Raw genomic sequence first — 20,290 nt, 5'->3', positions numbered from 1 at the left:
GTAAAACAATTTGAAAGGTTAAGGTTGGGGAAATACACCCAGTAATCCCTTAGTGCGACTGAGGTACAATGCAAAGAAATATTTAAATTATGAGCGACATGATCACATCAGAACATAACACAAAATCCAGCGATAAAAGCCTAGAGGCAATGCGGCATTTTTCCGAACAATACGCCAAGCGTACTGGAACATACTTCTGTTCTGAACCTTCTGTTACGGCAGTTGTGATTGAAGGACTAGCCAAACATAAAGACGAACTAGGTGCGCCTTTATGTCCCTGTCGCCATTACGAAGATAAAGAGGCTGAAGTCCATGCCACATATTGGAACTGTCCTTGTGTGCCAATGAGAGAACGCAAAGAGTGCCATTGTATGTTGTTCCTCACCCCTGACAACGAGTTTGCTGGAGAAAAACAAGACATCTCTCTGGAAACAATTAAAGAAGTCCGAGACAGTATGGGATGAGCGAAACCATCCCCCAAGAGTTTTGGCAAGGCGTAGAACAGTTCAATTCTGGCCAGTTCTACGCCTGTCATGACACTTTAGAGGCTTTATGGATTGAAGCCAGTGAACCAGAGAAAACCTTTTATCAAGGCATTCTCCAAATTTCTGTGGCACTGTATCATTTGGAAAATCGAAACTGGCGAGGTGCAGTTATTTTACTGGGAGAAGGCGGCAATCGCCTACGGCGTTACCCATCTAGTTACGGGGGCGTTGATGTAGATGAGCTATTGAGTCAGAGCGCAGCATTGTTGACGACATTACAACAAATAGGGCCAGATAAGATTATATCTGGTGATATTGGTGAAAATAAGGTCTTATCTTTGCCTAAAATTTTGCTGTCTACTGATTAGACATCTGGTAAATTAATTATGCGTTGTCCGAAATCCTTGGTAGGCACAATTCATAAATTGTGCCTGCGTCATTTTCACTCAGATGTTAATTAGCTGAAACCTTGAGGTTAGGGGTAGCGTCACTATTTCAGCCAGTAGTTATCGGAAATCACTCCAGATTGTATATTTCATAATCTGGATAAAGTACTTGAGATAATTAGAATGCAAGCTGAAATCCTGAATCCCCAATTGCTATGATGCCCTGCTATCAATTGCCCATGTCACAATTCCGTCGCTTTGGATTAGCTTTAATGTTGCCAGTTGCACTATTGGGCACTTTTGCCTTTCCTACCCAACTGCAAACCGCTACTGCACAAACATCTAAAGACAATCGTCCCCTCACTATCCGCGCTGATGTGCAAGAATATGATGCCAAAAATCAAGTAATCACCGCTCGCGGCAACGTGCAAATGTTGTATCCTTCTCGTCAGCTTCAGGCAACATCTGCCCAAGCACAGTACTTTAGTAAGGAACGCCGAATTGATTTCAGTGGCAACGTCTATATTTTGCAACAGGGCGGTAACAGTATCCGGGCAGAGAAGGTAACGTATTTAATTGATGAAGGGCGATTTGTTGCTTTACCCCAATCCAACCGTCAGGTAGAGTCTATCTACATGATCGAGGAATCAAATAATAGTGGACAAACTGCGACACCCGCCCCATCTGTGCCACAAACACCACCTTTGAAGCCTTCTAATTAGCATTTACCACCAAGAAAGGGTGCTTCTAGCGTGAAAATTGTTTTAGAGAATATTCACAAATCTTACGGCAAGCGAGTAATTGTCAATCGTGTCAATCTTTCTGTTGGTCAGGGCGAAATCGTTGGTTTACTAGGCCCCAATGGGGCTGGTAAAACGACGACTTTTTACATTGCCACAGGTTTAGAAAAACCCAATCAAGGAAAAGTTTGGCTGGGTAATCTAGATGTTACAGGAATGCCAATGCATAAAAGGGCACGATTGGGTGTTGGCTATCTAGCGCAAGAACCAAGTGTTTTCCGCCAACTCTCGGTACAAGATAATATTCTATTGGTGCTGGAGCAAACGAATGTGCCACGACGGGAATGGTCAAGACGACTCACAACTTTACTGCGGGAGTTTCGGCTGGAAAAATTAGCTAATAGTAAAGGAATTCAACTTTCTGGTGGTGAGCGACGGCGGACGGAATTAGCAAGGTCTTTAGCGGCTGGACAAGAAGGACCAAAATTTTTACTTTTGGATGAACCATTTGCGGGAGTCGATCCGATCGCAGTCTCAGAAATTCAGCAAATTGTCGCTCAACTGCGCGATCGCGGTATGGGAATCTTAATTACAGATCATAATGTCCGCGAAACCCTTGCTATCACCGATCGCGCCTACATTATGCGCGAGGGACAAATCCTCGCTTTTGGCGGTGCTGACGAACTCTACAGCAATCCCCTCGTGCGGCAATATTATTTAGGGGATAATTTTCAAGCCTGAATTCATAATTATTTAGTTAATAATTTAAAAGGCTATTTTTATATTTAATTTTAATTATAAATTTATTAATTTATTTGATTCTGCTTTATCAGTCATTGAGAATTAAATTTTGATACTAAATTCAGTAGATAAAGCAGTTTGCAATTAACAGAGGTAAAGAACTTAGACTTCAAAACCAAATTATGAAGACTATTTTACTTCTACCCCCTGCCTCCTGCCTCCTGCCTCCTGCCCCCTGCCTTCTGCCTTCACCAGGGTTGTCAATATTTAACTGTTCAAATTTTTTATGATATCAAAGAAGTTTACGCCTTCCTACAATCTCGGTTCGCTGCTACCTTTTACGATCATGGATCGTTACCTTACCAGCGAATTGATCGCGCCGTTTTTCTTTGGTGTCGGAGCTTTTTCATCACTTGGTGTCACCATTGATGCTGTATTCGATCTAGTTAGAAAAATCGTAGAATCTGGGCTACCGATAGACATTGCCATTCAGGTTTTTTTGCTAAAGTTTCCCAACTTTATAGTTTTAGCCTTTCCCATGTCTACGCTACTAGCTACTTTGATGACCTACAGTCGTCTTTCTAGCGAGAGCGAACTAATTGCCCTGCGTGGTTGTGGAGTGAGCGTCTATCGCATAGTGCTAACTGCTGTGATGTTGAGTCTTGTAGTCACAGGAATGACATTTGTATTCAACGAACAAATTGCACCAGCAGCAAATTACCAAGCGGGAGTAACTCTGGATAAAGCCCTGAAATCAGATAAGCCAGCTTTTAAACAGCAAAATATTTTCTATCCTGAATACCAGGATGTTATACAACCGGATGGCTCTAAGAATAGGATATTGACACGCTTGTTTTACGCCGATCAGTTTGATGGTAAGCGGATGACAGGTTTGACGATTATAGACCGTTCCACCAAAAATCTGAATCAAATTGTAGTATCAGAATCTGCCCAGTGGAATCCTTCTCAAAATATTTGGGATTTTTACAACGGTACGATCTATTTTGTTGCAGCCGATCGCTCATACCGCAACATCGTCAGATTTGAACACCAACAATTGCAACTACCGCGCACGCCATTAAGTTTGGCAGAAAAAAGCCGAGACTATGGTGAGATGAATATTTCTGAAGCACTAGATCAACTACAAGTGGAATATCTTGGTGGCGATCGCCAAAAAATTCGTAAACTCGAAGTGCGGATTCAACAAAAAATCTCCTTACCTTTTGTATGCGTGGTTTTTGGCTTGGTAGGTGCAGCGATGGGAAGCATACCCCAGAGAACTGGAAGAGGTACCAGCTTTGGGATTAGCGTTGTAGTTATTTTTTCGTACTACTTAATTTTCTTTATTAGTGGTGCGATCGCGCAAGCAGGTGCCCTCTCTCCCTTTATGGGGGCTTGGTTGCCCAACTTTCTTTTCTTGGGAATAGGTCTATTCCTCTTGATACGAGTTGCCAAACGCTAAATTCAAAAAGCAGGGGAGGCAGGAAGACAAGGAAGACAGGGGGACAAGGGGGACAAGGGGGAATTATTGAACAAGTCTCTCTCTTGTCTCCCCCCTCTTCCTTGTCTCCCTTGTCTCTTCTTCATGTTCAATGCCCCAATTCTCTTCATCCTCACACTTCAATTACGGATGATAATTTCGGCATTCCGGTGCATTTGGGTTTTCCTTGCAATATTCTTCAAAAGAGACTTTAGCTGATACCATCCCCTCAGCTTTCTGATGAGCAGCTTCTGCCTGGAGTTCTTCTACCTCATCCCAAGCGGCTGCACAGGCTTTAGAATAAGCACCTTGTTCAGTGCAAATAGCGCGAGACTGTTCAATTGCTTTTTGAATTCTCTCCTCCAGCAGTAGCGCTTTTGGCGCTTCCACAAAGTCGCTTTTGGTCAAAATGTCGGTAATCGAGATGATACCCAACAGCTTGCCTTGAATCACAGGTGCCCGATGAATACCAGTGTTAGCAAATAACCGTGCTACATATTCCACACCCAAATCAGGATTTACCACAATGCAGGGCTTGCTCATAATCTCGTAAACCCACACTTGCTTTGGATCTTTACCGTAGGCTGTTACCTTATAGACAATATCTGTTTCTGTGACAATGCCATAAGCATCGTTCTCATGGCGAATATCTACAACTAGCGCCCGCAATTTTTTTTCCTTCATCAGCACCACTGCTTCAGCAACAGTCGCTGAACCGCGAATGGTAACTACATCTTTGGTCATGATATCTTCAGCTTTCATCATTGCTGTAGTCTCCTGGTTAATAGTACGGTGCGGCACAGCGCCCTCAGAGGCGTATATATCGAAGCATTGCAGCGTACAGTTTGCTAACTAGAAAGTAAAAAAGTCGAACTTTTGTCCAGCTACAACAATAAACTTAGAGCAACTGTCAACTCGTGATGTTATCCAATGTGACCAATGCCCAAAAACCAACCATAAATTGCCATAACTTTCTAGAAAATCTTGCCAAAGGACTCCAGCCGCTAAAAAGTAAATTTTTGACTGTTACATATCTATTGGTAATGACTAATAACTGATGGAGAAGTTAGGATAAAATCACGATCCAACTTTAGTTGAGATATTTCCTGTTAAGGAAAGCAAAAGCATTAAACAGCAGCGCCTTCAGCTTCCGTCAAGTTTTCCCGATTTCGAGTAAATTTCAATTACCAATCCCATGCCACATCGTCATTATCCTCCCGCCTACTTACGCTATCTCAGAGCCAGGTTATGGAATCTAGGGCGACCTGGCTTTTGGGTAACTGCAATTTTTTTATCTGTAGTGGGGCTATTAACCTGGGAATACTGGTCAAATCCAGATATTTTCGTTTATAAGCAAAAAAACAAAGTTACTTCACAAACCCCTGCTGATTCCTCACTGTCAGCAGAAAACAGAGCCATTGCAGCCGATATTGATAACCTGCCAGTTTTATTTAATGACTTTGAGCAAGCAACTCTCTCATTAACGGCAAATACTCCCAAGGAAAAAACTGAGGCAAAAAACAGCAAAAGTTTATTAGAGGATGTAATTAAAAAACAAAAGTCTGCTGCTGATGCCAAATTAAATCCTACTTTAGGCGTTAATGGCGACACCCCCCCCGTCGTGAAAAATCCTTTTGTCGTACAAACCGAAAATTTATTACGGACTGGGACGGTTGATAATAATAATCAGTTTCTAGGTATCAAAACTTTAACTGGGGCATCTGAACCAACAGAGGGGGAACAGACATCCTCTAACCTGGGAATTGGATTCACGAATCAAACCAATAAGAATCAAAATTCTGCCTCCGTCAGCCCTCTGCAAGCAATACTCAATCAATCCACAAATCAGAAGCTGTCTGGCTTTAATGGTACTACTGTAACTCAGACAAATGCCTTGGGCCGAGCCTCTGAGCCAGGAACAACGTTAATGCCACCCATGAATAGCTTATCCAGTCAGAATTCTCTACCAAGTACTGGGTTAACTACTGGGACAGGCTACACGTCAACGGGTAGGAACTTGCAGCAAAATCCCTACAGTAACTTAAATAACGGTCAGTTATTACCTAATAATGGGTTAAATACTGGTGCAGGTTATACGAACTTGCAGCAAAATCCCTACAATAATTTAAATAACGGTCAGGTATTACCTAATAATGGGTTAAATACTGGTGCAGGTTATACGAACTTGCAGCAAAATCCCTACAATAATTTAAATAACGGTCAGGTAGTACCTAATGTAGCACCAGGAATGCCCCCAGCCAGCTCTGGCATACCAAGTAATATTGCACCTTACTCTAACCAGATTCCGAGTCAAGGTGTTGTCACTCCCACAAACTCTATGGGATATGCGAATTATGGCTTGCAGCAGCCGGCGCAACTACCACAATCTAATTATGGAAATTATGGCTTGCAGCAGCCGACGCAATCACCACAGAATTATGGGAATTATGTGCAGCAACAACCAACACAATCCAATTCCTTATATCTTCGCCAGCTTCGAGACAAGTATAGAAGTCCAGGTCAAAACTGATTGTCAGCAGGTCGCTTAACTAGATAAGTCTAACTAAGGTGATTGTGGGCTATTTTGAATAATCGGAACTTCTGGTGTTTCGGGTTGTCGCTGTTGTCGTTGTAAATACTTACTCAATACATAAGCCATATCTCCACGGGTAACGGGTTTTAATGGAGAAATATTTCCTTGAGCATCTGTATTGAGAAATCCTTCTGTAGCTACTGTAGCGATCGCTTTTCTAGCCCAAGTTGGGATAGACTTTTCATCTGGATGTGAAGCCAGAATCTCATTAACAGCCTCATCAGGAAACTGAAATACACCATAAGCTTGAGCGAAAATAGCAAGAGCCTCCGCCTTTGTCACCTTTTGATTAGGGAAAAACTCATTACCCCGATAGCCTTTCATGATGTCAGTTTTTAAGACTGTCTGTATATCATTAAATGCCCAATAAGAACGAGGGACATCTGGAATCGTTAAATTTGCTTTGTTAACAGCTTCTCTTTTATTTAGCCCAAATGCTTTGACCATAATCGACGCTAATTCTGCCCTGCTCACTAACCTTTCTGGATAAAACTTGCCATCAGAAAAGTTTGTCATCCATTTAGCAGCAATTACCTGTTGAATAGAATCAGATGAGATTCCAGAAGTCGTTTCTGGCACTTGAGCAATTGCTGGTAAATTTTGTAGTAGTGCTACTAAAGATAGAGTAATTGAAAGTTGACGCATCACCATAACCACTTTTAGCTACTAACGTGAATTTAAAAAAACTACGTTACTGAGGTTAACCCAAAATTTGGTGTTCTTAATAACCTGTAACTCAGCTAGTGACGAATTTAGGCTGGGCAATGTTGCGTAGCTACGAGAGGGTAGCTTTAAAAATTAGGACTGTGTTCAGCATCCCAGCACTTCCCATCATTCCAGACCCTACTGGTGTGTTCACATTCTGATTTATCGTTAATCCAAGTACATATTCTCAAAGAAATTGGGTAGAAGTTTTTTACCGAGAAGCCAAAGGATGGTTAGCCCTCTTTTGTCAGAAGTGGGAGAATCCAATCGCCCAAACGGTTACAGGGCTTTGATTTCCACGTTTTGTCTATAAATTTTAGTTTCTGTTAGAAAATAAAGCTTCAAACCTTGATGAAATCAAAGTCTTAGAATCAGGCTGAGATTATTTTTTTCCGAGAGTGACAAAACAGGGTTAGGACTAAAAGAATACCAAGTCAGAGATAAAAAGAGTCTAATGCCCAAATTATCCGATCAAGTCAAGCCGATTGCTTCGGAGCAGGAATATCTAGATAGAGTATTTAACCTGGAATTTAATTTAACTGCTGGTCACAATCTAGATCCCAAACCATTATCTGAGGTGGCTAAAAAGATTTATGAATACTTCCAGAATGTTAAGAATAAAACGCCAAAAACATTACGCGATTTGAAGAAAGCTGACAGGTTATCTGGTTATTCAGAATCAGAATTAATTGATGGGTTAGCTGAATTAGTTAAGGCTCAGAAGATAAATTCTGATGGCAATAATAGCTACTCCCTACCTGGTTGGTGAAAGGATTGCCGTAATGCCGTGGTGAGCAAGAGGTATATAAAACTGGCTTTAGTGAGTGTCTACAGAAAGAGGCAGTAATCACGGCAATCCCTACCCTGTATAGGTTGCAGCCTACGGCATGGTTACGGCATCGCGGACAGTCACGGCAGAGACACCAATAATAAATTAGCCAAGCCCACATAACGTTCATTGCCGAAACTCACTTGACTCTCTGGCGGCTCAGGTCATCATTTGATTATTTTAAAAAAGCGGCCGAATCTTTTAACTTCCTGATACTAGTAGCTGAGGCTTGACCTACGATATTAGGACATAAATTATGTCCTCAGTCATAATTAACTTGCCATAAGAAGTATTAATAATTTATCAATTTCCCTCCTTTAGATATATGAATAATCTCTTAGCTTTTAAGAGAATTTACTAAAACAAAGGTTGTTCAAAGATTTATTTGCATACTATTTAAATCTTATATTTTTCTTTGTTTGCCAAAAACAATCTGATTACTGTTGATTTATTAACTTGTCCAGTAATGATATTTATATAATCTATTTTTTGACGTGAAATGGCCCCTTCACCCTTGTCATTTCATCAAACTTGCCTATTAACATTCTTGTTGAGAATATTTTGGTCTGAAGACAAAACTGAAGTTGAATGTTGCAATCTTTAATCATCAAGGGTTTTGTTGATGCAATTGGAACATATCGGTCAAAATCTCCAAGGTCGTTCATTTAAAGGTCAAAACCTGACGGGAGCTAATTTTAAGGGTGCGGATATCAGAGGAGCAGATTTTACAGATGCCAACTTGAGAAATGCCAACTTTTTTCAGGCAAAAGCTGGATTGCAAAACCATTGGCTGTTAATTTTATTAATCACTTTGTTCTTGATAGGAGCATTATCACTATTTACCGCAGGAGTAGTTGCTGTTTTCGCAGGTAGTAAGCTCTTGCCTGCCTCTCACCTAATTGGTCAATACTTAATATTATTCATCAATCCTATCTTGTTAACAATTTTTTTAATAGTAGCAATTTATCAAGGATTAAATAAAGCTTTAATCACTATAGTTTTTCTGGCTGTATTTAGTTGTATTACTCTAATTTACTTTCAATATTATGAAGCAGCCGCAGCTTTTGCTGGTAATTTACTTTGGTTATTTACTGTAGGCATAACTGGGGCTATAATATTTACTTCAGTAATAATTTTGACCAAATATTATTTTTGGATTCTCATAGGAGCAGGTTTTATAGCTTGGGTTGTTTCTACAGTTATACCTTTGATTTTAGGTCAGCCTCATCTAATTGTATTTAAAGTAGCATTTTCCTCTGCTATCGGAGTTTCAATCAGCATCTATGCTAGTCAGCAAGCCATAATGGGAATGCCACAATTAGCTTGGCTGCACTCAATAGCCATCGCTTTTACTACTATAAGTGGCACAAGATTTTCTGGTGCTGATTTAACTGATGCTGACTTTACTGGTGCAACTCTCAAAAATACAGATTTCAGAAAAGCCAATCTAACCCGTACTCGTTTTCATAATGCCAAGAAACTAGACCAAGTTCGCTCCGATTCAACGTACTTAGAGCAAGCAAAATTAATAAAAGTATTAGTTACGGGTCAAGGAAGAGAGCAAAACTTTGATCGTCAAGACTTACGAGGGATAAATTTACAAGGAGCGAATTTAGTAGATGCAAGTTTTATTGGTGCAGACTTAAGTCTAGCCAACTTACAGGACACAGATTTATCAAGGGCGAAATTAGTACAAACACAACTAGACGGAACTGATTTCACAGGTGCTACTCTCACAGGTGCATACATCGAAGATTGGGGAATCACCAGCGATACCAAATTTGATGGGGTACGGTGTGAATACGTTTATATGCGTCTCCCCACAAAAGAAAACCCTGACCCATTTCGCAAACCAGATAATTATAAAGAAGTGTTTGCTCCGGGGGAGTTTGGTGATTTCATTCAACCAATTTTCGACACCCTAGACCTCTACCACAACCAAGGCGTTGACCCTCGTGCTATTGCAATTTCTTTTAAGCGATTAGCCCAGAATCACCCTGATGCTGAACTTGAAATTGTGGCAATGGAGAAACGGGGACAGGATAAGTTTTTACTTCGTGCCAAAACCGCAGCGACGGCTGATAAATCTGAACTGAGTGCTGAATATTTTGACACTTACAATGAGATAAAAGGTTTACCAGAGCGAGAAATTAAATTACTTTTAGCAGAAAAAGATAATCAAATCCGCAGATTAGAAAATATGGTAATGACGGCGCTGGAGCGTCCTAGTTTTTATTCAAATATTCAAGTAGAAGAGGTAGATACTATGACAAATAACCCTGGTGGATTTTCAATTGGTGGTTCAGTTGGCGGCAATGTCCACAACGTTCAAGGTGATAACAACCGCGCAGTGCAAGGAGACAATGATCGAGCTGTCTTGGGTGACAACAATCAAGTAACTCAACAAAATCAAGTGGGTGCAGATGCTACTGAATCGCTCACTAAAGAAGATGTTGTCAAATTACTGGCTCAACTGGAAACTTTAATTAAAGGGGCAGAATTACCAGCAGACACCAAAGAAGAAGTAATTGAAGACTTGAGTGCAGCTAAGAAAGCAACGGACAAAGAAGAACCAAATAAGCAACGAGCATTAGAGCGTTTGGGAACTGTGGCAGAAACACTTGATAAAACGAGTAAAGGCGTGGAAGCTGGTCAGAAAGTCTGGACAATAGCCAAGCCGATTATTGTAAAAGTTGCAACTTGGTTAGGTGTTGCTGCTGGTTCTCACCTGTTGGGATTGTAGAACTGAATTATGAGTCAGCAGCTACCAGAAAACTCTGATTTCAAAGCACGGAGGCATGGCTGCGGGGGTGGTTTCTTTCATCAGCTTTTTTCAACGTGAAAGCTATGCTGAGATAGCACTATACTATTTTCTGCTCTCCTATTTTATTTAAGTCCCGATAAAACCTTAATCCTGGAATTGGTACTGAAACTTTTATGTCTAAAGAATGACGAGTCAAAACACGAGAGTTAAAACCCCTTTTGATGGCTTCTAATTGCTCTAATCTCAAGGTATTTGCCACTTCTGGGGCGATCTCAGCGACAAGTTTCTCGAAGGTAAGATCGGTATGCTGGGGCTTTGGTATAGCTATAGTATATTAATATACCATCTTTCGACATGAGCAATCTCCTCTATTCCGGGCAATTTGATGTTTTATTTTTTACAAGTTACTAATAAAAGAAGCAGAAATTAGCAAAAACTTGTTTTTTACCTTTCATCTTTTGATGTTATCTGCCCACTACTATGGACTATAGTCAGTTTTTCAGGAGTTTTGAGAATGACAGGAACAGATCCCGTAAAGTTGATGAAGCAAGAAGTTGGCAAAGCCGCTGCCGCCCTAGTAAAATCGGGTTCTATCGTCGGGTTGGGTACGGGGTCAACTACAGCATATACGATTCAGTTTTTAGGCGATCGCCTCAAGTCTGGTGAACTCAAAGATATCATTGGCATACCTACCTCGTTTCAATCAGAAGTGCTGGCGAAACAGTATGGTGTCCCTCTTGCTACCTTGGATTCTATTGACCACATCGATATTGCCATTGATGGGGCAGATGAAGTTGATCCGCAGAAGAATTTGATTAAAGGCGGTGGTGCAGCACATACCCGCGAGAAAGTCGTAGACTACCTGGCAGAACAGTTTATCGTCGTGGTAGATAGTGGTAAATTAGTAGATCGCTTGGGTTCTAGTTTTGCTGTACCCGTGGAAGTGATTCCAATGGCAATTACTCCTGTAACCAATGCCATTAAAAAACTCGGTGGGAAACCCGAACTCCGCATGGGTGTCAAAAAAGCTGGCCCAGTGATCACTGACCAAGGTAACTTTGTCTTAGATGTCAGATTTGACTCTATTGAAGATCCAGTCAGCCTAGAAAAAACATTGAATAACATTCCCGGTGTTCTGGAGAATGGTATTTTTGTTAACTGTGTCGATTTAGTTTTGATTGGTGAAGTCAAAGATGGTCAGCCATTAGTGCGGCAACTGTAAGAGTTATAGATTTTGGATTTTAGATTTTAGATGTCTCTAAAATCCAAAATTAAGCAGCAGGTTCAGTTCATCCAAACACTAATTTAAAATGTGCGATCGCAACTTGGACCACGTCTTGCTTAAAGAAAAATTACAAGCCAAGCTTGAGCAGATTCAAGCTAAAAGCGATGGCTCTCCTGTTACCGATTTGAAGCTAGACAAAACCTTAGCCGAAGAAATTGAAGAATTGACGACGGAACTAGAGAGCGTCAATCCGAATCTTAATCCTCTGATTAACGCGACTCATTTGTTAGACGGAGCTTGGCAACTGCAATACTCCACTGCCAGAGAAATCCGGTCTTTAGCTTCTCTCCCATTGGGCTTAAAGCTGGGTAAAGTTTATCAAGTAATTGATGTTGCAAATAAATTGTTTTTCAATCTAGCTAAGGTTAAACATCCTCTAGGAATAGTATCAGGATATGTTAAAGTGACAGCTAGCTTTGAGCTAGCCAAAGAAGATTTAGAACCTCTACCTAACAAACGCCTCAACGTTTATTTTGACAAACGCTACCTATCGATTGAACAAATTGTTGGTATTAATACTCCTCAACTCAACCCATTTAAGGTTGTCTCAGCTAATAATCCTACTAGCAGGACTGCGACGTTAGACATTACTTATTTAGATGAAACCTTAAGAATTGGACGTGGAGGAGATGCAAGTTTATTCATTCTTAGTAAATCCGATGATTTACCTGATTTCAACTCCTAAGTTTAAAAGTGATCGCGCCGCAGAATAAATATGGCTCTCTCAATAACTCATCTTTTCACTAAGGTAAAACCAGCTTCTGCGATGGTAGAGCTTAAAACATTAAATTTAAAGTTAGGTCATGGTATAGAAGAAGATATTAATGCCGATTCGATAAGTCCCAGGCAAGTTTTAATTGTTAGGTATGAAGATATTTTAGACTTATCAATTCAACCAGGACAATTGCGAGAAAATATTGTGGTTACAGGTATAGGATTTAATAAATTTATTCCTGGATCTCTGCTAACTTTTGAAAGTGGTGCGGCAATTCGTCTAACTTTTTACTGCGAACCGTGTAAGCGAATAGCCCACTTAGTAGAATCATTCAAGAGCATCAAGGGTAAAAGAGGAATTTTAGGCGTAGTTACTAAATCAGGTCAAATTCAAGTTAGTAGTAAATTTCAGGTTCAAGCTCATAAATTTCCAGCATTACCTGAAAATCCTTATGAACGATTTCTAGATTTTATCATCAAAATTCCCAGTGGGAAAGTAGTTACATATAAACAGATAATTAAAGCTATAGGAGTTGATAATAGTTATCTAAGAGTTATTCCTACCTATCTGAAAAAAACCTCAGCTACTAATTATCCAGTACATAGAATATTAGACTACAAGGGTTATTTAATAACTTATGTGAACCAACAAAAAGATAAGTTGAAAACTGAAGGAGTTAAGGTTTTAGCAGACGCAGATGTAGTTAAAAACTTAAATAAAAGTTATGTAAATATTAATAACTATTCATGGGAAGATTGCAACATATATTTATAATAGATATTGTTATAGTAATTGCAGGATTCTCCGGTATTATTAAAAATAAAATGATTCCTTGTATCAAGATAATCCTTGATTTTTTATTTGTTTAGATGTGGCTTCCATAAAGTCAATGAAAACTTTTATGAGCTTATGAATTCCCTCGCTACCTCCCGCAATTAAACCTCCTGTCAGTAACGCATCTAAACAACGGAAAATAATTACTTGGATTGGATTATCGAAATCAAGAACTACAAGTGGTTCAATTGAGCGAATACCTATTGCGCTCATTAAAAGTCCAAATAAAAGGGATGTCCATAGAGCAATTACTCGTGTATCAGATTTATAAGCTGTTTTTTGGCGCTCTTTTTCATTTAAATTATCCATTTGTGGCTTGAATATTTTTAATGATTCCTGTTGGCTTTGGGTAAAATTCTGGATAATTTGCTGTTCTAAACTCATTCCTTCAGGTGGTAGCCCAATGGTTTGATTTGATTCCATAGAAGGAAACTGTTGTTGTTGGACTTCCATAAGTCTTAGCTTCTCGGATATAAGAGCCTTTTCTTGCTGAATACTAATATCTAATTGTTCAACAAATGGGCCACGCCAAGTAGTTATAAAAACTTCTAAAGAACGCTCTAATAATAAAGAGATAAATAACTGTAAGGTGAGTATTTGGATAATATCATTCAACCCAAATGGTTTTAAAATAAATGGTTTAGATGATAACCAAGTTGACAAAGTTACTATTAAAAAACTAATAATAATTAAGACAAAAAATAGAGGAGATTCTGGAGAAAGCTTTAGCAACGTATCTATACTCCTGTTTCGCGTCACAATATTTAACACAGCCTGGAGGTGAGAACTACACCTGCTGAGTAACTTAACAACGTTAATTTGATAGAACAGTAAATAATTTATTACCCGCTCCTTTTTTCTGGGAGTGTAAGAGGCTGCGCTACAGTGGGAGCAGGGTAATCAGAGGGTTTGTAACATAGCCGAAAGTGTTGCTATACAAGCATTATAGGAATAAACGTACTGTACATGGTGCGATCGCACTTTCCTCTGGGAGAAATATGAAAAGGTGCATTGGCGAAAGGGGACGACACCAAAAGCAACCACCAACTAAAAACCCCTCCAAGGTTGGAAGGGTTAAAGTAATTTTTGGTAATAGAATGATAATTAGGGGGAAACAGAAGCTTTTCCTCCTTGATGAGCTAGAAATGCAACATTAAAAGGTATGGGGTAGCTGACGTTTGTAGAATGAGTGGGTAGATTGTTAGAGTTGACAGCTATAGGTTCGCCACTATTGTGAGTAACTATTTGAGCGCCACCCATCCCAGGCAATAAAGCAATCGAAGTAACAATGAGTACAGAATCTATCAAGATAGAAAGTTTCATAAGGTTCTATTTAGTTAAAGTGAAGTGTAATTAGTTTTCTTAGGTAATAGAGTCTTATTTTTTATCTGTCTTAACTTCCTGCATTCAGATTACCCGATCGGTTGATTTATTCCTCACCCATTAGGATGAGCTAATGGAGTGCAAGAACTGTAAAAGATCATTCAAAGTTACTAAGACCCATCATGTGATAAGCAATAACAGCAGTATCAAAGGGTTTAAGGTAATTGATACTTGTGGAATGGCTGCGTAAAGTATGAGAGTTGATTGATGTGCAAATCTTGTTATGAGTGCCTATTTGAGTCCGAGCGATTCTACGTAAGACACTAGAACTAACAATATGTACAAAATTAAGCGAAGGAAAGAGTTTCATCGCTGATGCTGTGTTGGTTAATATATCGAGAGTAAAGTTCAGGATAAACTTGAACAGATATGTATTTAACTGAGATAATCTCAAGGTTTATGCAGCGCTGTCAGTGACTTGTAGGCAGGGGGAGGAAAAGAAACAAGTGTATTTAGGGCTATAACCCTTGTAAAAAATACTAAAATTTTCCCTTTACTCCCCCTGCTCCCTTGCTCTTTTCACGATGATCTCACTTTCTCGCGTTACTCCCCTAGTGGGGTATGTTTTCAAAGTTACTAAGCTTGGTAAAAAAAATTTAGGTCTACCTCAGTTGCTTAGGAAACGCTACATAACATATTACTAAGGACTTTCGAGAGCTTTGAGAACCTCTGCTGCTGACTGATATCGTTGAGTAAAATCGAAATGCGCCATTCTATTTAAAATAATAACTAACTCGTTTGTAGCGTCAGTTAGTTCGCGCCAATGTTGCCAAGTCTGTTGATTGCCATCAGCTTCACCTTGAATAATTATTTCACCAGTATTTATATCTCTGCGAAATTCTCTAGGATCTACCCCAGTTAAACCTTGAATTCCCATAATTCCCAACGCATAAATATCGCTGTTGAGTTTTGGCAAACCGCTCATTTGCTCAGAAGGTGCATAACCAGGCGTACCAATTGAAATAGTCTGAGCTTCTTGCTGCTGAGGATGAATTTGCTTAACAGCGCCAAAGTCAATTAAAACAATGTGTTGATCTGATTCTCGTCTAATCAAGTTACTAGGTTTGATATCTCGATGGATTACACCATAGCTGTGAACAAAAACAAGTACGTGTAAAACTTCTTTAAGCATTTCCACAACTTCAGCTTGTTTTAGTCGCTTTCCTGAGGTTACTTCTTTGTCCATAGCGTGCCCTCGAACAAATTCTTGCACTAGAGAAAATTGCCGATTTTCTTCAAAAAAAGCTAGCAGTTGAGGGATTTGTGGATGCTTACCCAAGGTTTCTAAAATTTGTGCTTCAGCGTCAAATAATCGTCTGACGACATTTAAATATTCTGCATCTTGGCGGGGGGGACGCAACTGTTTAACCACACACTGCGGATTACCAGGACGCTGGATATCATCAGCTAAATAAGTATTGCTAAATCCTCCAGAACCCAAGCCTTGAGTAATTTTGTAGCGATTGTTTAGTAGAGTTCCTAATGAAATTTCTTGCCCGATGGAATCAGCAATTACAGTTGGTGCTTCATTTGAGGCATCGCCGCGCTGCCGTAAAAGACCTTGCAATTCCACAATTAATTGTTGGTGTTCTTGAACCCGTTGGGTAATTTCTTGTTGCTCTTGTTTCGTTTTATAAGCACTATAAGCAAGAACACTCCCGGCGGTAAATACTAACCCCAAAGTCGGAGGTATTACAGGGAACCATCCAGCTTGGGTAAAAATGACAAAATTGCTTCCAAATAAGACTGCAAGGGCTGTTGCTCCTGCCAGTCCTAAGCCTAGTGGATGTTGAATCCGCGATACCAGCAACCCACCAACTACAGTCCATCCCCATATCCACAGGACTTTCCCCCATTCAGGTAGAAACCAAAATAATGGCTGTTTGTTAAGAACAGCACTGAGAATTTGACTAACGCTATGGGCATGAATTTCAATTCCTGCCATTTTCCCGGAATTATCTGACTTACCAGTAGCAAATGGCGTGTTAAAAATATCATTTAAACTATTGGCTGTTGAACCAATTAAAACGATGCGGTCTTTCACCAAATCTGGTTTAACTTGATTTTCAAGTATTTCTGTAATAGTTACTTTCTGGGCAATCTGATGACCAGAATGGTAGTTAAGCAAAATTTGGTATCCATTTGTATCCGCTTTCTGATAACCGCCAGCGTTGCTTTGTAGGGGTTTAAATACAGTATCTCGTAGTTGTAGTTCTTTTTTGGGGGTAAATTTTAGCTGGATACCTCCAACTTCTAAGTATTTAAGTGCTAATTGCAAGCTAAAAGAATAAGTACTTTGACAGGAATCGGACTCTTCTGCACTTACCAATAATAGGTTGCGACGAATTGTCGCGTCAGTATCTTCTACTACATCATTAAATCCTACTCGCTCTGCTTCAATCCCCTTTGGGGCTGCTATTCCCGGATTGTTAGAACCAGAATGTTTACAGATAGGAATGATGATATCGCTCTGTTGTAAGCGTTGCAGTAGTTTTTCATGACCAGGTTGTACAGGTAAGTCACGGAAAATATCTAGACCAATGGCTCGCGGTTCATAAGCTTCAAGTTTGCCCAATAGTCGCTCTAGAAGTTCGCCAGATAGGGGCCAATTCCATTTTTGAATATCTTTTTCAGTTAAAGCAACAATTAATAGACGAGAGTCTGGGCCTGGGTCGCCACGTAATTGCATCATTTGGTCGTAGACCTTCATTTCTAGAGGTTCGAAAACCCCAAGTTTTTGAATGCCTAGTAGTAAAATTGTAGCGATCGCACTTGAAAGAATAACTGGCTGTCTAAATAAACTTTTTAAGTTTGTAACCATTTCTCTAGGTAAGTTTTATTTTAAAATATACATATTTTTTATCCTAATTTTCATCATTGAAATTATTCTATGCAATTAGAAACTTTTCTCGAAATACCAAGATACCCAACTTATTTAAGAAATCGGGTATCTTGTTGCTTACGAATTATTAACTAAGGGTATATAGAGCTTATATTTGATTTCGTGAAAAACCTCAGTACAACTCAAAAAGCCTGCTTTCCCAATACTTTTCGAATAACTCTATTTTGGACTGGGGAAAGCTTACTGCGCTTGGAGTAAAGATAAATTTAAACCCTTCCCTCCTTTCCCCTTTTCCCCTTAACCAAAAAGTATTGCCTGCTTTCCCATTACCTATTGCCTATTGCCTGACTGCAAATAAATTGGCTACGCTATGCTCCGCAAACAGAAATCAAAGTGAATTCCTATATATGTTTAAGATAATGCACGATCGCTTCTGCTGTTGGCAAATTAGTTGCCAGTAAAACTTGATTAATAGTGCATAATCTGAGCAGAGCTTCTTCATTTGCCTGACCAGGCTGAGGTTGCAGCAAATCTCTCAGGAAAATAACTGCTAAAATTTCTCCTGCTCCAACCAATGAAGCAATTGTTTGATATCCTCCAGAAATTGGTGCGGGGGTTTGCTGACTAATTGTTATTCCTGCTTGTTGATGTAAGACTTCGCCAACAGATGGCCAGGTAATTGTAAAGCTCTGTGAGAAAAATTCCTGATGTTGAGAAACAAATTCAGCAAGTTCTGATTTCTTGCTCTCGTGAGCGATAAGTACTATGTTTCTTTCAATAATCACTTGGGGAGGCTCACTTACATTTATTTCTTCTGGAGTTTCATCAAATTGAGTCGCTTCTACTTCAGTAACCTCTTCAATAGTTTGACTGATACTCTCAGGAACTTCGCTTTTTGTTGTTTCTAAAGATTGAATATCAGCTAATTCAGCAACTTCACTTACTAGAACAACATCATCAACATTTACGCTGGCTTCTTCTGTATTTGTATTATTCAAATCAATGTATTGATTGCTAGAAACTTCTACAACGATATTATCAGGCTCAGTCAATGCTTCAGAAACTTCACCTCCTGTTTCATCAACAGCAAAACTAGGTTCTACTTCGTCAATATCTACGCTTTCTTCTGCCGTAAATAAAATATCTAAATCTGCTAGTTCATCATTGATATCTTGTGTATCTTGGCTCAATGTTTCTTGCGGCTGAATTTCCTCTTCTTCAGTAACTTCGTTGACAAATTCGCCAAACTCTAAACCGACTTCTTCTGCGACTGGTGTATCTAAATCTACTACTTCATTTTCATTATGAGTAACTTCCAGAACAGTACTTTCTTCATTAGATACTTCGCCGAAAATATCACGCGGCTGCACGAAGGTGACTTCTGCTTCCAGCGCCGCCTCTAACTCTGCATCTTCAGGAGAGGTTGCAGGAACTTGGTGGAAAATATCACGTGGCTGTACGAAGGTAACTTCTGCTTCTAGTGCTGCCTCAAACTCTGCATCTTCATGGTCAGTAGCTTGGGGAATACTACTTGTATCACGCCGTTGCACGAAAGTAGATTCTGTCGCCAGTGCTGTTTCGAAGTCTGTAACCTCATCATGAGTGACTTCTGGAAGTGTAATTTCCTCTTCAGAAGTTTCGATGATATTTTCAGGTGCTGCGATCGCAGCTTCGGCTACAGTAAAAGAAACTTCCTCATCATTTTCGCTAACTTCTGGAATCTCTACTTCTTCAACATCTGCACTGACTTCTGGCGCAACTGATTGCAAATCCACAATTTCATCATGGACATCGTGTGGAACTTCGCTAACTGCTTCTGGTGACTGAATAATGTTTTCAGGGGCGATTACCTCAACAACCGGAATGACATCATCGGGTTGATTAGCAACAACTTCGGAGGTTTCGCTGACTTCTGGAGAAGGTGTTTCTACTTCGGGAGTAATAGGCGCTGGAACTTCGCTAACTACTTCTGGGGATGGATTAACGACATTGGCTGCGCTGACATTTTCAGGCGATCGCGGCCGAGAAAACAGTGAAGGGTCTATAATTCTAAAGACTGTCTCTGGTTGCTCATAAGCGGGAGCAACTGCTTCTAAGATCAGAACGTAATCTGCAATCCTGATAATATCTCCATCACTCAAAGAATATGGTCGATCTTTTTCGGCTTGTTTTCCATTAAATATTGAGCCATTTCTACTGCCAAGGTCAGAGAAGTAGTAATTTCCAGCTTTAACAAAAAACTTAGCATGTACCCGACTAATATCAGGACTGTCTAAGACTAAATCAGAATCAGGAGAACGACCTATTAACCATTCTCCTCTCGTTGGAGTTTCTGTGGTCAGGTCAACTTCATTGACTTCACTTAGATTTGGTGAATAGCTAACTTTTACTTTCATATTAATTTTTGGTTAATTTTATTGATTTCTGCCACCCAGCGCTGACGGGTAGTATGTTCTAAATTTAAAATATCATCTTGTGACCAGTGGAAATGATAAGCAATAAAAGCTA

The 20,290-nt window shown here is 39.8% G+C and carries 18 protein-coding genes; 11 read left to right on the top strand and 7 right to left on the bottom strand.

Annotation, left to right across the window (positions count from 1 at the left end; genetic code table 11):
• The first annotated feature begins 98 nt into the window (after positions 1-98).
• The 5 genes from NPUN_RS05770 (at position 99) to NPUN_RS05750 (ending at position 3,814) form a co-directional block, all read left to right on the top strand.
• Complete coding sequence (locus NPUN_RS05770) at positions 99-464, top strand: ferredoxin thioredoxin reductase catalytic beta subunit (protein WP_041565931.1); 366 nt, start codon at positions 99-101, stop codon at positions 462-464.
• Entirely contained in the window at positions 461-853 is a 393-nt protein-coding gene (locus tag NPUN_RS05765) for a DUF309 domain-containing protein (protein WP_012407880.1), read from the top strand. The genes NPUN_RS05770 and NPUN_RS05765 overlap by 4 nt, the downstream gene beginning before the upstream one ends.
• 233 nt (positions 854-1,086) lie before the next feature.
• Positions 1,087-1,593: an LptA/OstA family protein gene (locus NPUN_RS05760; RefSeq protein WP_012407879.1), complete on the top strand. Its 507-nt coding sequence runs from the start codon at positions 1,087-1,089 to the stop codon at positions 1,591-1,593.
• Between the two features lie 30 nt (positions 1,594-1,623).
• Complete coding sequence (gene lptB / locus NPUN_RS05755) at positions 1,624-2,352, top strand: LPS export ABC transporter ATP-binding protein (RefSeq protein WP_012407878.1); 729 nt, start codon at positions 1,624-1,626, stop codon at positions 2,350-2,352.
• Between the two features lie 346 nt (positions 2,353-2,698).
• The gene (locus NPUN_RS05750; protein ID WP_041565217.1) at positions 2,699-3,814 is read left to right on the top strand and encodes an LptF/LptG family permease; all 1,116 of its coding nucleotides are present in this window, start codon (positions 2,699-2,701) and stop codon (positions 3,812-3,814) included.
• Positions 3,815-3,976: 162 nt separating this feature from the next.
• Here NPUN_RS05750 and NPUN_RS05745 read toward each other — a convergent pair whose 3' ends face one another.
• A complete protein-coding gene (locus NPUN_RS05745; RefSeq protein WP_012407876.1) occupies positions 3,977-4,597 on the bottom strand; it encodes a CP12 domain-containing protein in 621 nt (206 codons plus the stop codon).
• Between the two features lie 430 nt (positions 4,598-5,027).
• On the opposite strand from NPUN_RS05745, the gene NPUN_RS05740 reads away from it, so the two are divergent.
• Positions 5,028-6,362, top strand: a complete 1,335-nt coding sequence (locus NPUN_RS05740) for a hypothetical protein (RefSeq protein ID WP_012407875.1) — start codon at positions 5,028-5,030, stop codon at positions 6,360-6,362.
• Between the two features lie 33 nt (positions 6,363-6,395).
• On the opposite strand, the gene NPUN_RS05735 is transcribed toward NPUN_RS05740, so the two are convergent.
• On the bottom strand, positions 6,396-7,070 hold the full coding sequence (locus NPUN_RS05735; RefSeq protein ID WP_167315579.1) for an S-layer homology domain-containing protein: 675 nt from the start codon (positions 7,068-7,070) through the stop codon (positions 6,396-6,398).
• 514 nt (positions 7,071-7,584) lie between these two features.
• On the opposite strand from NPUN_RS05735, the gene NPUN_RS05730 reads away from it, so the two are divergent.
• The 5 genes from NPUN_RS05730 (at position 7,585) to NPUN_RS05710 (ending at position 13,497) form a co-directional block, all read left to right on the top strand.
• A complete protein-coding gene (locus NPUN_RS05730; RefSeq protein ID WP_012407873.1) occupies positions 7,585-7,899 on the top strand; it encodes a hypothetical protein in 315 nt (104 codons plus the stop codon).
• A gap of 682 nt (positions 7,900-8,581) precedes the next feature.
• Positions 8,582-10,702 (top strand): pentapeptide repeat-containing protein, encoded by a 2,121-nt coding sequence (locus NPUN_RS05725; RefSeq protein WP_012407872.1) that lies wholly within the window; start codon positions 8,582-8,584, stop codon positions 10,700-10,702.
• A 535-nt stretch (positions 10,703-11,237) separates the two neighbouring features.
• A complete protein-coding gene (gene rpiA, locus NPUN_RS05720) occupies positions 11,238-11,945 on the top strand; it encodes a ribose-5-phosphate isomerase RpiA (RefSeq protein ID WP_012407870.1) in 708 nt (235 codons plus the stop codon).
• An 88-nt stretch (positions 11,946-12,033) separates the two neighbouring features.
• Positions 12,034-12,693 carry a PAP/fibrillin family protein gene (locus NPUN_RS05715; protein WP_012407869.1) on the top strand — a complete coding sequence of 220 codons (660 nt, stop codon included), beginning with the start codon at positions 12,034-12,036 and terminating at the stop codon, positions 12,691-12,693.
• Positions 12,694-12,723: 30 nt separating this feature from the next.
• Positions 12,724-13,497: an MGMT family protein gene (locus NPUN_RS05710; RefSeq protein ID WP_012407868.1), complete on the top strand. Its 774-nt coding sequence runs from the start codon at positions 12,724-12,726 to the stop codon at positions 13,495-13,497.
• A 63-nt stretch (positions 13,498-13,560) separates the two neighbouring features.
• On the opposite strand, the gene NPUN_RS05705 is transcribed toward NPUN_RS05710, so the two are convergent.
• From NPUN_RS05705 to NPUN_RS44445, 5 genes are all read right to left on the bottom strand, one after another.
• Positions 13,561-14,289: a hypothetical protein gene (locus NPUN_RS05705; protein WP_012407867.1), complete on the bottom strand. Its 729-nt coding sequence runs from the start codon at positions 14,287-14,289 to the stop codon at positions 13,561-13,563.
• Positions 14,290-14,661: 372 nt separating this feature from the next.
• Positions 14,662-14,880, bottom strand: a complete 219-nt coding sequence (locus tag NPUN_RS05700) for a hypothetical protein (protein ID WP_012407866.1) — start codon at positions 14,878-14,880, stop codon at positions 14,662-14,664.
• A gap of 700 nt (positions 14,881-15,580) precedes the next feature.
• Entirely contained in the window at positions 15,581-17,761 is a 2,181-nt protein-coding gene (locus tag NPUN_RS05695) for a CHASE2 domain-containing serine/threonine-protein kinase (protein ID WP_012407865.1), read from the bottom strand.
• A 422-nt stretch (positions 17,762-18,183) separates the two neighbouring features.
• Positions 18,184-20,178 (bottom strand): FHA domain-containing protein, encoded by a 1,995-nt coding sequence (locus NPUN_RS38590; RefSeq protein WP_012407864.1) that lies wholly within the window; start codon positions 20,176-20,178, stop codon positions 18,184-18,186.
• Complete coding sequence (locus tag NPUN_RS44445; protein ID WP_336884945.1) at positions 20,175-20,282, bottom strand: DUF6760 family protein; 108 nt, start codon at positions 20,280-20,282, stop codon at positions 20,175-20,177. Before NPUN_RS44445 ends, NPUN_RS38590 begins: the two co-directional genes overlap by 4 nt.
• Positions 20,283-20,290 lie beyond the last annotated feature (8 nt).

The organism is Nostoc punctiforme PCC 73102, from assembly GCF_000020025.1.
GTDB classification, from domain to species: Bacteria; Cyanobacteriota; Cyanobacteriia; order Cyanobacteriales; family Nostocaceae; genus Nostoc; species Nostoc punctiforme.
This window is presented reverse-complemented; position numbering and strand designations above follow the sequence as displayed.